Origin of the sequence: Methanolobus vulcani (assembly GCF_900100715.1) — an archaeon.
Taxonomy (GTDB): domain Archaea; phylum Halobacteriota; class Methanosarcinia; order Methanosarcinales; family Methanosarcinaceae; genus Methanolobus; species Methanolobus vulcani.
On sequence record NZ_FNCA01000014.1, the window covers coordinates 21,710 to 34,848 of the forward strand.

At 40.1% G+C, this 13,139-nt stretch carries 9 protein-coding genes; all 9 read left to right on the plus strand.

Annotation, left to right across the window (positions count from 1 at the left end; translation table 11 throughout):
• Positions 1-643 precede the first annotated feature (643 nt).
• Complete coding sequence (locus BLP52_RS13930; protein WP_091711095.1) at positions 644-2,179, plus strand: cohesin domain-containing protein; 1,536 nt, start codon at positions 644-646, stop codon at positions 2,177-2,179.
• Positions 2,180-2,203: 24 nt separating this feature from the next.
• Entirely contained in the window at positions 2,204-2,614 is a 411-nt protein-coding gene (locus tag BLP52_RS13935; RefSeq protein ID WP_091711096.1) for a hypothetical protein, read from the plus strand.
• A 310-nt stretch (positions 2,615-2,924) separates the two neighbouring features.
• Positions 2,925-6,452, plus strand: a complete 3,528-nt coding sequence (locus tag BLP52_RS13940; RefSeq protein WP_091711097.1) for a hypothetical protein — start codon at positions 2,925-2,927, stop codon at positions 6,450-6,452.
• A gap of 22 nt (positions 6,453-6,474) precedes the next feature.
• Complete coding sequence (locus tag BLP52_RS13945; protein WP_091711098.1) at positions 6,475-8,721, plus strand: cohesin domain-containing protein; 2,247 nt, start codon at positions 6,475-6,477, stop codon at positions 8,719-8,721.
• 81 nt (positions 8,722-8,802) lie between these two features.
• Positions 8,803-9,453: a hypothetical protein gene (locus BLP52_RS13950; RefSeq protein ID WP_091711099.1), complete on the plus strand. Its 651-nt coding sequence runs from the start codon at positions 8,803-8,805 to the stop codon at positions 9,451-9,453.
• Positions 9,454-9,531: 78 nt separating this feature from the next.
• A complete protein-coding gene (locus tag BLP52_RS13955) occupies positions 9,532-9,783 on the plus strand; it encodes an Sso10a family chromatin protein (RefSeq protein WP_091711100.1) in 252 nt (83 codons plus the stop codon).
• A gap of 303 nt (positions 9,784-10,086) precedes the next feature.
• Positions 10,087-10,818: a hypothetical protein gene (locus BLP52_RS13960; protein ID WP_091711101.1), complete on the plus strand. Its 732-nt coding sequence runs from the start codon at positions 10,087-10,089 to the stop codon at positions 10,816-10,818.
• Positions 10,819-11,044: 226 nt separating this feature from the next.
• On the plus strand, positions 11,045-11,719 hold the full coding sequence (locus tag BLP52_RS13965; protein WP_091711102.1) for a hypothetical protein: 675 nt from the start codon (positions 11,045-11,047) through the stop codon (positions 11,717-11,719).
• A gap of 186 nt (positions 11,720-11,905) precedes the next feature.
• The coding region (locus BLP52_RS13970; RefSeq protein ID WP_449405416.1) for a DUF7507 domain-containing protein at positions 11,906-13,139 on the plus strand (1,234 nt) is incomplete at its 3' end.

A 13,139-nucleotide genomic window follows, 5' to 3' on the forward strand; every position in this document is an offset into this window, starting at 1 on the left:
AAAACTATGGAAGAAATGGTGGTCGAAATTTGTCTCCGTCATCCCCAACTTTTTAGGGGACATAATCCTTAGTACCACTATACTATCAGGTACCACCAACAAGCAAGCAAAGAGAAATGAATAGGCAGATTGGATGTAGTCTTCCGATACTGCCTATTTCTAAGGCTTTTTTGGCATTTTATTCTTAATCTTTTTTTTCATTAGTTCAGACAACTAATGTTTTTAATTTAGATATGTTTCCTTTGTTTGCTCCCACTTACAATGATTTTTTTGTTATTTTTATATTATTTTCTGGTTACTATGCTTTTCTACTTAACAATACTACAAAATATAGTTTCTTCATGATTTATTTCTTGTAAACACAAAACTAGTATCTGGAAACAATCTTGTCTCCATAGATTTAAAAGAGTGCCTTATTAAGGAATACCACCAGCGTACCCCCAACGTACCACCAAAAAATTAGAGATATAACTGACTTAAAGGTTAGTTATATCTCACTACTATTCTTTTTTGTTTCTTATTATTATATTTTCGAGTATAGTAATTAAATCGGAACTTATATATTCTCACAGGTAAAACCCGAATAATAATTACTGAACAACTAGGCCATAGCGCCTAAGAAACTGTAACTGGGGGTTACGTAATGTGGAGTATAAACAATCTTTTTAGGTATTCAGCTCTGGCTCTTTTGGTTTTTGTGGCAGCTACTGTAAATGCATCGGCTGCAGCGTCAGTTTTCATTTCTCCTGAATCGAGTACGGTTTCACCGGGTGAAACTTTTACTGTTGATGTTAATGTAAATTCAGGTATCGATGATCTTAGAGCATTAAGCGTTAAGATAGATTATGACCCTGCGGTACTGGAAGTATTAAGTATAACAGAGGAGGATCTTATTGTAGATGGTTCACTTATTGAACCGGAAAGTGGTGATGATGGGGACGGAACTATAATCTATGGATTTGCAACACTAACGGATGAAAATTCTTATGCTCCCGGAAGTGGAACATTCATATCTATCGAATTTCAGGTGAAAGATACTGTAGAAGATGATGTTTATCATATCAATTTTGAGAACGTCCGGCTTAAGGATAAGAACAATGATGAAATTCAAGGAACAGCCACAGGAAGTTCCGTAATTGTCGGTAATGTTGCCGCTGGTTCAGTGTCCTCTCCGGAAATCATAGATTTCGGAAGTCCTGCAGAAAGTGGATCAACTGGAAGTTCCTCTGGTTCTATAACTACGATGGGAAGCAGTATTGACACGGGACAGCAATTGTCGTATGAATATATATTCGGGTCCCATCCAGATGATTATCGTAAGCTGGTATCAAAAGGAATCGTACCCAGTGAAGAAGAATGGGATCAGAATCTCCCAATACTTGAGAGTAATATTAAAAATGAACTGGAAGACAGGGGATATTTATTCTCAAGAGGAAAGATCATATCTGTGGGTGCTAACTCCGGCGGTTATCTCGTAATCGTATTTTATGAGCCATTAATGGTTGAAGGAGAGGAGGTTGATGCTACCTACGAAGTAATCCGCCAAAAAGCGATGGAAATGAACGTTACCAATGTTCCGGTGGAGTTTGGTGAAGGCACTGTTCCAGAGGCAAGCGCAAGATTGCAGAACTTGCTTCAAAAAGCTCAGGCAATGAATGCTATGAAACTTGAGAGCCTTATGGACAATGAAAGTTCCCTTTACGATCCGGAAATAATAGCTGTTGCCGGTGAGGTTCCTCTGATAAATACTGAAAAAGAGTGCTGGCAATGGTACTATCAGGATTCATATGCCATTTCTCTTAATATGAGTGATCCCATAGCTGAATATTTGCAAAATGGTATCCTACTGAATACAGGTCTCTCAACTTACGGTTATTTCGAAGTTAAGATCAATCAGGAAGCAGATATAAATAGAAAGTCACTGATCACTGATGTTTATGGGATTATAAATACGGCAGCTATGAAAGTAGGAGTTAACAATGTTCCTGTAGTTTTTAAGGTCGTTAATCCGGATGTTGCGGAAGATGTTCTAGCCTCAACCAATGATGAAGTTCCAGAGGAAAATCCGACCTCTGAAACTGAAGCACAACAGTCTCCCGGTTTTGGTTTCCTTATAAGTCTTTTATCTCTGTCTTTAGTGTATTGTATGGCAGTCTTATCCGGGAAACGAAAACCCTGAATTCTATTGTAGAAGGAATAATTTATGAACGTGATAAGAATGATACCTTTTCTGAAAAGGTTTTTTCTTTATCTTACTCTTTTATTCATTTTATGGGTTCCAATAGGTGGAAGATATTTTGCTGCTTCAGTAGTTATTGTAGATTTTAAGAATTTCTTTTTGTTCTATCTACCTTTGAATTTCATACCTTTTATAGCTCTTGTACTTGCTACAAAGCTTGAAAAGAGAAAAACCGTGAAGATTCTGATGATAGGTCTTGTATTGACTATTTTCTTCAATTTATTTATTGTATTTTTGCAGATACTTTTCATTTCTTACCAGGAACAATTACTCTACATATATGCTATTGGCAGGATAGCATTCCCATTTCTTTTATGGCTTGTTTTTACTTATGATATTGTCCTTGCTCCATTGCAGGAAACATCCAATGAGTAAGCATTTTTTAAATCTCTATCTGAAAATTTATATTTAGTTGTTAGACGTGGCCACTTAATCTTCTTCACTCTTTAGTATCAATGTTCAGTATCATTGTTATGTATCATTATTCAGGAACAGTATTTGTGAACAGTCTTCTGAATATCTATTTCTTATCGGTTTATAAAATCTGACCTCATATCAATATTCGGGGTTGTCGGTGGGATTATCCAGGGCAACTTCACTTGGATATCATTGAACCGTTGGAGACGGAGTCATGTTCTGTGATATCGAAGAGTCGGTATGACTTAAGAAAGGAGGATAGTTAATAATGAAAGTGAAGTTCCAGCACAGGTTTTTAGTTGTTGCTATTGCACTCGTTACTATATTTTCAATAGCAATGACAGCAAGTGCTCAAGATGACGCAAATTCATTGCGGATCTACGGTGAAAATGGATATGGTGCCGCATTTCCATACACTGATCCCGAAGCACCATTCGATCCGATGAATGAACAAGCACCAATGAAAGATTTCGTAACATTCAATCCAGCCATGCTGGAAGATAGTATTGTTGTGAACAATATTGATTCCAAGCAGAAGGTTTTTGCCAGACAATGGTTCGTACCTGAATACGTAGAACCAACTGGTATGGTATGGCTTGATGATTTCAGGTGTGTCGTACAAAACGGCAACGATACATCAACAGCGCTCATAACTGAGGATGAAAGTGAAAGATTAATAGACCCCTCTGTTTTGAGTTGTGAATGGATTCCTAATCACAATGAATATACCTGGGAAGACGTAGTGACAGATTATACTTACATGTTTGTTGACAAGCACTACCAGCCCAGAGAGGCAACTGCAAAGAGCCCAACAAGATCCTATTGGACAACATTCTGGTTCCCTATTGCAGACAATGACGATGAACAGATCGGTCTTGATGGTTATGATATGAATTATGACGGTGAAGACGATATGGTCGTTCTTAAGAAGGTTGGGGACTTTAACTTTGATGGTTACAAGGATGTGCAGATCAGCTCTGAGATGATGGCAGTCAATGTCGGTGACAAGGTCCAGTTCCTTGACCACATAGTAGAAGTAGAAGGTGTCTACTATGATGGCGAGGGTGAGATTGACAGAGTTGCTGTTAAGATATTCTACACAGGTAACGATGAACCTGAACAAATAGGAGAACTCTGGTCAGTCAATGTAGGTGAAAAGAATTACCTTAGTTCAGGCCGTCACACAGTATCAATGAACAGACCACAGTTCTATGAACCATGGTACCTTGAGATCGATGCTACAAGTGTCGGATCAGAAAAGGTTCTGATGACCGTAGGACGTCAGCTCTATACCAGAGAGACTTTCTTCGTAGATGGTGCAGAATATGATGTTGCCATGATCTATGGTTCAGCCTATGATTCTGTAAAATACATTACAATCAGAAACCCGGTTCCAGAACACAAGAATGTTGAAATAAACGACCTTTCAATCGTCAAGGAAATGGTTGACAACGAAGAATCTCTTCCATTGCTCCCACCATACAACAAAGTGCACACAATGGTAGACGACATTAACATTCCACATACAGAAACCTGCTGTGAATACACAGGATATGTAGGTTCAACTCTTAACTCAGCTGCATCTGATGGTGAATGGTATGAGGATGACTGCATACTTGCAAACTACGATACAATAGAAGAACGTAAAATATACAACGTCGATCCATTGAATATCTACTTCATCGACAAGACAAATGAGCCAAGGTTCCACACGGACCTGCTTGAAATACTCGATGAGGGTGCAGAACTCAGTAATATAGAAGATACTGAAGCATGGAAGTGGCTGCACATCCGTACAATGCCTGAATTCTATAAGGACTTTGTCTATCCAGAGCTTCCTGATATAGATGATGGCACAGGTGACTTCCTGTTCACAAGTTCCTTTGTAGCAGAGAATTCCATGAAGTGCGAAGACTTTGCTGAATATATCTGTGATCCTAACAACTTTGTATGGCCACAGAGAATTATGTTCACTTATGATCAGGAGACAGGAGCAGAAGATATCTATGTTAACGAAATAGACACTGAAACCAACGGACTCAGAGTCTATGGTGAAGACAATATGGATGCTGCATTCCCATATACTGATCCTGAGGCACCATTTGATCCATTGAATGCTGAAGCACCTCAGAAGGACTTTGTAACGCTCAATCCAGCCAAGATAAAGGCAGGAATTGTAGTTGACAACAAGGACTCACACGAGAAGGTATTCTTCAGACAGTGGTTCGTACCAGAATATGATGAGCCAACAGGTCGTGTATGGCTTGATAAGCCTAACAAGTACATCTGGGAAGATGTCGTGAATGAATACACCTACATGTTCATTGACAAGCACTATCAGCCAACAGCTGGTACAGCAACACCGCAAGGCAACCCAAGTAACCCATGGGATGTCACAATGCAGGAAGATTCTTTCTGGACTTACTTCTGGTTCCCTGCAGCTGACAATGATGCAAGTCAGGTAGGTCTTGACAGCTTTGACATCAACTATGACGGTAAGGATGATAAGACATACCTAATGGCAGCCGCAGACTTCAACAGTGATGGCAGAAAGGATATTGCACTTGGTTCAGAGCTATTCGCACTTGCAGTAGGTGACAAGATACAGTTCCTTGACCACATTGTTGAGATAGAAGGAATCTACTACGATGGCGAGGGTGAGATTGACAGAGTTGCAGTAAAGGTATTCTACAACGGTAACAATGAACAGAACCCAACCTATCCAGGTCCAGAACAGATCGGTGGACTATATTCAGTCAATGTCGAACAGGGCGTACTCAGCGCAGGACGTCACACTGTAAGCATGAACCTGCCGGACTTCTATGAACCATGGGCAATGCAGATTCTGGGTACCAGCTCAGACAGTAGCAAGGTACTGATCCGTGTAGGACGTCTGCTCCACACAGGAGAATCATTCTTCGTTGATGGTGCAGAATATGCAGTTCCAATGATATATGGTCCTGAAGAGAACAGTGTCAAGTACATTACAATCAGGAACCCAATACCAGAACACCAGGATGTCAAGCTGAACGATCTGTCAGTTACCAAGGAAATGGTCGATGACAATGAGATCATGCCAGTGCTCCCACCATTCAACAGGGAACACATAATGATCGATGATATCGATGTTCCACATTCAGTACCTGATGAGAGTATGACCTGCTACTATGGACAGTGGTATGACTCTAGTGCAGGAAATGAGGATCTGCTGTGGTATCACGACATGTACATCAACAGTGTCTATGACACAATCTCAAAGCGCATGTTCACAGTACCTGCAACTGAGATCTACTTCACAGGCAAGGACTATGAGGACAGATTCCACACCAACCTGCTTGAACTCCTCAGAGAGTGCCAGGCAGATGAAACCTGGAAGTGGCTACACATCTACACAATGCCAGACTTCTACAAGGAGTTTGTCTATCCGGATGTACCAAATGCAGGCGGAAGTGGTGACTATCTCCTGACCAGTTCATTCACAGCACCTAACACAGTGCTCTGTGAGAGTGTCGAGATTCCACCAGTCTATCCAAGGATGATGTTCACATACGATCCAACAGATGGAACAGGTCTGTATATGAACGGTGGTGCTCCAGCTGTAGAACCACCAGTTGATGAGATTAAGGGTGACTACGACGGTAATGAGATTGTCAACTTCGACGACTTTGTTGAATTTGCAGCATGCTACAACTCAGTAATGGGCGACAGCAACTACAATGCAATCTTCGACTTTGATGACGATGGTGACGTAGACTTCGATGACTTCGTAGAGTTCGCAGGAGTGTATCAGTCTTAAGCCTGATGCGTGAGGTGAAATCATGACAAAAGTAACATGGAAGGGAATGGCAGGATCTGCTGCCATCCTTTTAATATTTTGTGCATGTTTCATGGTAGGCGTAGGACTTGCAGCGGCTGCACCTTCAGTGTCAGTAAATCCGCAAATGAATGAGTACGATGCAGGTGATACGTTCCAGGTTACTGTATATGTTGATTCAGATGCAGAGAACCTGCGTGCTGTGAACTTGCAGCTGGACTATGATCCGGCCGTACTTATGGTGAATGACATAACCGATGAGAACCTGCTTGGTGCAGGAGCACTTGTAGCGCCTGGAAGCGGTGATGACGGAGCAGGTACCATAACCTATGGTATAGCTTCAATCGCCGGCACCTATGCACCAGAAGCCGGTACAATGCTTACCATTGAGTTCGAAGTGAAGGCAGGCGCAGCAAATGGCACCTATAACCTTGACCTGAACAATGTGGTTCTCAAGGATGAGACCAATACGGCTATTGCCGGAGTTGTAGTAACAGACGGAACATTAAACGTTGGAGAGGTTATTGTACCACCAACATCTGGTAATCCGGAAGTTATGATCTCTCCAGCAGCAAGTGGTCCGGTCAGCCCGGGTGACACATTCCAGATAGAGGTTGAAGTTGATTCAGCCGATGAAAATCTCCGTGCTGTGAACCTGCAGTTGAACTATGACTCTGCAGTGCTTATGGTGAACAGTATTACCAATGAGAACCTGATTTCAGGTGCACTCGTTGCGCCTGGAAGTGGTGATGATGGTGCAGGTACTATAACGTATGGTCTTGCAGCCACAGGTGGAACCTATACACCAGAAGCCGGTACAATGCTTACCATTGAGTTCGAAGTAAAAGCTGGTGCTGTGGATGGAGTCTACAACCTTGATCTGAGCAATGTAGTTCTCAAGGATGAAACAAGCGCAGCTATTGCAGGAGTTGATGTCACAGATGGTACCGTACAGGTGACCGATGGTGCAGTTCCTGAAGTGCCGGAGGTAATGATCTCTCCTGAATCAAGTGGACCGGTTGATATCGGAGACATATTCCAGATAGAGGTAATGGTCGATTCCGATGACCAGAATCTCCGTGCTGTAAGCCTGCAGCTGGACTATGATCCTGCAATACTGATGGTTAACAGTATTACCAATGAGGATCTGCTTGGAGCAAGTTCACTCGTTGCACCTGGAAGTGGTGATGATGGTGCAGGTACTATAACATATGGTCTTGCAGCCACAGGTGGAACCTATACACCAGAAGCCGGTACAATGCTTACCATTGAGTTCGAAGTAAAAGCTGGTGCCGTGGATGGTATCTACGATCTTGACCTGAACAATGTAGTCCTCAAGGACGAAACAAGCACAGCTATCGCCGGAGTTATGGTAACAGATGGTACAGTTGAAGTCTCTACAGTACCTAATGTAGTACCAGAACCAGTGATCATCTCTCCAGAAGATGGTGATGTTGTTTCCAAGACACAGATTGTTGAAGTCATCGACAATTCCAGCCAGGATGATATAAAGTCCGCAACATTTGAAATATTCGCAGATATCAACGGTAACTGTGAAGCTGACGATGTCGGACAGACCTGGACAGTGTTCGCAATGGACAACGACGGATCAGATGGCTGGAAAGGTGTACTGGACACTACCACTGTACCGGACGGTAAGTACCTGATCAAGGCAACTCTTGATGACGGAAGAGACACAGCATTCTATATTGTCTGTGTAGAAGTATACAACCCAGAAGGAATAATGCTTCTCCCAGGCTGGAACCTGATCTCATTCCCGGAGACACTGGATAACGCATCCGTAGAGTATGTACTTCAGGACTTCGATGATACACAGGTTGATGCTGTATTCTACGACAATGGTTCTGCAATGGTTGCACAAACCACTTTTGAGCCATTGAAGGCATATTGGGTACACAACAACATGAGTGAAGAGGTCATAATAGACGAAGTATATCTTACAGCAAAGGTGCCATCAACGCCTCCATCAATAAGGCTCATACCCGGATGGAATGCTATCGGTCATACATCTAAGGTAGAGCTGTCTGCAGAGGTAAGTCTTGCAAGCATCGATGATTGCTATGTTAAGATCATGGGACCATGGGTAACATCCTCACAGGAGTTTGCATATGTAGGCTACAATGGGGTCGAAGGTGTCATCAACAGTAATCAGGTAGGTACTGATGTCTTTACCATGAATATGTACGAAGGATACTATGTATTTGTGGATAAAGAGTGTGTATTAGCCTGAGGTGTTTAAAAGAAACATGAAACGAAGTTTTTGCAGTGGGACATTCTCACTGCATTTTTGATTTATAATAAGGTGGGACGTATGATAAGTGGAAAAAGACAAGGTGCATTATTAACGATATTTGTAATCTTACTGACATTCATAGTTATACCTGCTGCAGCTGTTGCACCTCCTATAATACTGGAAGGAAATCTACAGATAGACGGACAACCTGCAGCTGTAGGAACTGAAGTCACGTTAGTTGTAGACGGAAACGTTGTCGGTGGAACAACTGTGACTACTGAAGGTCTTATAGGTGACGAGCGTAGTAACAGACTGGGTTTATCTTCAGACTATGATGTAGTTATGATCTATGTGAACGGGGTGGAAGCTCAGACATTGGATCTTAAAAATTATCAAGAAGAAGTAGTATCTCTGGACATTAGTGCAGCCAGCTCTGTACAGGAAACACCTGTAGAATATGAAAAATCAACTTCTGGTGGTGGAGGAGGTTTTGGCACTTCCACTGAAAATGCCGAAGTAGAGGCCAGTAGTGTATCAGAATCTGCATCATCCGAAACAGAGGAAACAATACTCGAGAGTACAACTGAAGAACCTGCTGCAGAAGTAGCAGATGAACAAGTTTCAGAACCAGGAACTTCTTCCAGTAGTAGTAGTGGTACTATTGCAATAGTAGTTCTTGCTCTTGTAGGAATTGTTATTGTTTCTTATGGATACAGGTCCAGAAAGTAATTTGGATCTGCCTGTTGGAGAAAATAGTTTCTTCCAACTTTTATCCATATAAGTAATGATACCTGTGATCGGGAATGAATGACTGTAACTAATGGGTGTGGTTATATTAGAAGAAGCAGAACTGCCATTAGCGTGGAAATATTAAAAGCTGCATTGGAGGGTGCAAAAAAAACACATATAGTTTACAGTGCAAACCTGAACTTTGATATGGTTAACAGGTATCTTGAAATGTTAGAAGAAAAAGGTATGATTGAACGTAAAGGAAACCTGTATATAACAACTGAAAAAGGAAAAGAGTTTCAGGAAATTGCAAAGGAATTGGGTCTTTAATTTCATGGAAATTGAGTTTCATTCTACATTTGCTAAAAAATTTAAAGATCCATACTTGTTTTTCTGAATCACTTGTACATAAAATACAGACTATTTGTACAGTATCAGTCTTAATTTTTTATTACCATGTGCACGTTATTTATATTATGACAAGTTTTATGGTCATAAATGGCTATATTTGAGTCATGATATTTATACAAATGACCAAACTATCCATAGACTTGAAAATACAGACTATTGGGTTCAATCAGTTTCCGAACAACTGCAAGGAAGTATAGCCCAACAAGTTAATGGAGGAAAAACATGTTGACCCGTGAACTAATATATGGATTGATGCCTTATTCAATTCATCAAAAAATTGTGCGCTGGAAATGCAAATTTAAAAAACAGGATGATCTTTTGGTAAATAATCACCTGGCACTTTATCCTCATTCTTTTGACCTAAATAAAGTTGTGAAAGAAGAGCTGGATAAATGTGTAGCCTTTTTACCCTACTGTGCCAAGCCTATGGGCGAACATGAATGCCCGGCATCTGATAAGATCAACAAGAGAAAGAACCAGAAATGTATCAAGGTGTCCGGTGGAAAATGTAACGTACCATGCTCTCTTGGTGAGATGGTTGATGTTCTTGTAAAACATGGTTTTAAAAAGGAGCAGATCTTCATAATTGATCGTGATTCAAATCTATTCCCCTGGTTAAAACAAAAAAGAGAAGAAGGATATGAGTATTTCATGCCGGGAACAGGATGTAAATATGGTGTATCCTATGCAATAGATTATGTGGGAAAAAAACTTGGTTATAAAGGATGTATTGCCTTTGTAGATGATTTTTGCCCAGGAGACAAAGATAATGGTGTATGTAAATGCATGAACGATTATCTGGGAATGGAAGGTGTCGATAAAGGAAAAATGACCAAGATACATAAAGAAACAATTATTCTCATGGATTGCATTCTCTCAGGCGAGTATCATAATATGAATGAAGAAGTAACTCATAAATCCCCTCAAACAAATGAGTCCCCCTCAAGCATTTGATCCGATCAATTTATAGTTTTTACCTAAGTCACTTTGTATTCATCCATATTACACTTTTTTGTTTCATTTTTCGGTTTTTTATTTGTATATTTTTTTGTATACCCAAAAAAAGACGCATAATGTCCTATTTTGTTTCAACGCTAAGATTTTAAAACTATTACCCAGGTATAGTTGATTGTGGGAGAGTATGTTCCAGACAGATTTGCATACTCCAGGGGTTCTGTAAATGAAAATATCAGTTCTAGAGAGAATACACTCTTTTCTTCCATATTCGGTAAACAAAAAACTGATTGAAAAGAGACTTGGTTCTATATGTGCTAATAACAGTCTGATGACTTATAATGTAGCTATCTCCTCACCTTACATTAATTTAAAGGATATTGTTGAGAATGAACTGGATAAGTGCATAGCTTTTCTCCCCTACTGTTCCAAGCCTTTGGGTAATTCGACATGTCCTCTTTCGGTAAATTGTTCATCAAGAAAAACCCGGATATGCTTGAAGTTAGAAGGTAAAAGTTGCAATGTTCCATGTTCTCTGGGAGAGATGATCGATGTTCTTAAAAAGTATGATTTTACACAAGACCGTATATTCATAATAGACAGTGATTCCAATCTTTTCCCTTGGCTTGAAAGAAAAAAAAATGAAGGATATAAATATTTTCTTCCAGGTATAGGCTGTCATTACGGAGTTGCTTATGCACTAAAATATGTTCAGAAGAAAATTGGTCTTGAAGGCTGTATTATATTCCTGCAGGATCAGGATCCTATGGATAAAGATCATGGTGTATGTAAAAGTTTTTTTGATTATAACAATATGGAAAAAACTGACAAGGGAAAAAGAACAATGATAAGTAACGAGTCCATAAAAATCATTGAAAATATACTTTCAGGAAAAACATAATTTTGAAACTTGAAAGAAAAAGTTACTTTTAAGGCCTTTATTCTTCATCTTCTTTACTCAATAATCCTCCTCAACTATATTTCATAACATTTCTACTGATTTATGTTTGCTGTTATAATAAATACTGATATTAACAAATTATTTCTTGAAAAATATACCTCTTTTAGCTAAGGGTGGGGGAAATGCATGATAAAATGTAATATAGTTTTATTAATAGCGTTGGTGTTAATTACGATATCAGGTACATCTGCAGCAGCTTTTAATGTAGATGGAGTCAATAGTACAGATGAATGGGATCAAAATTGGAATTTCGGTCAGATAAACGGTACTGGCTATGATCCCAGCGGTCCTTTTGGAGATAAAATGGTTGTATACCAGGATGGGAATTGGTACGACAACGATCCTGCAGCCGATGCAGGTAGTAATTATAATGAAAATCTAAGCGTTGAAGGTTCTTATCCAAGTGGGTATGATATAAAAGGTATTTACGCTCATTATGATATCCTGAATGATACTCTGTATGGTATGGCAACTGTCTACGGTCTGCCAGGTGATCTTGATGGTGATGGAAACATAGTAGGTCTCGCGGAAAATGGTGATATACTCGGAAATGTCACCGGCAAACCTATAACAGGTATTGGTCCCGGAGAGCAGTGGAGTATTGTCCTTTTGCAAAATGAAAGAATGATAATGATCACCATTACGAATAATGACTGGAATGCCAATACAATCGGTATTTCAGGATTTGATATAAATGATGTTCACGCTGCAAACAGTAATGCCGGAGGACCTGACAACTGTACAAACTGTGTTTATGAAATATCAATAAGTAATCTTTCGGATTATTTCGATATGCTTCCCGGTGAACAATTCAGTGTCGCCTCAAGTGCCGGTGGAAATCTGGATATTGTCGGAGAAGATATAGCTGCGGTTTTCTTTGAAATTCCAAATCCTTCAATAGATATTGAGAAGTCAACTAATGGTGAGGATGCCGATAGTGCTCCGGGTCCGGGTATACCTAAGGGTAATGAAGTGCTGTGGACATATATAGTGAACAACACAGGTAATGTGCCACTTGTAAATGTTACTGTTATTGATGATCAACTAGGTCCGGTTACTAACATAATATACAAAGGTGATGGTGATGATGTACTGGCTATTGGTGAGAACTGGATATATGTTGCAAACGGCACTGCAGAATGTGGTCAGTATGAGAACAATGCTACCGCAGTTGGTTTCTTTGATGTAATAGGTGTATTTGATACTGATCCAAGTCACTACTTCGGAGAATGTCCTGACATTGACATTGAGAAGGCTACTAACGGTGAAGATGCTGATACTGCACCTGGACCTGGAGTAATGGAAGGAGATGCTGTTACCTGGACTTATGTTGTTACAAACACAGGTAATGTTAATCTTA

What these genes read in the sequence shown, in the direction of transcription:
- BLP52_RS13950 (WP_091711099.1), top strand. Translation starts at nt 8,803, where the DNA reads ATGATAAGTGGAAAAAGACAAGGTGCATTATTAACGATATTTGTAATC.
- BLP52_RS13935 (WP_091711096.1), top strand. Translation starts at nt 2,204, where the DNA reads ATGAACGTGATAAGAATGATACCTTTTCTGAAAAGGTTTTTTCTTTAT.
- BLP52_RS13945 (WP_091711098.1), top strand. Translation starts at nt 6,475, where the DNA reads ATGACAAAAGTAACATGGAAGGGAATGGCAGGATCTGCTGCCATCCTT.
- BLP52_RS13955 (WP_091711100.1), top strand. Translation starts at nt 9,532, where the DNA reads ATGACTGTAACTAATGGGTGTGGTTATATTAGAAGAAGCAGAACTGCC.
- BLP52_RS13940 (WP_091711097.1), top strand. Translation starts at nt 2,925, where the DNA reads ATGAAAGTGAAGTTCCAGCACAGGTTTTTAGTTGTTGCTATTGCACTC.
- BLP52_RS13930 (WP_091711095.1), top strand. Translation starts at nt 644, where the DNA reads ATGTGGAGTATAAACAATCTTTTTAGGTATTCAGCTCTGGCTCTTTTG.
- BLP52_RS13960 (WP_091711101.1), top strand. Translation starts at nt 10,087, where the DNA reads ATGTTGACCCGTGAACTAATATATGGATTGATGCCTTATTCAATTCAT.
- BLP52_RS13965 (WP_091711102.1), top strand. Translation starts at nt 11,045, where the DNA reads ATGAAAATATCAGTTCTAGAGAGAATACACTCTTTTCTTCCATATTCG.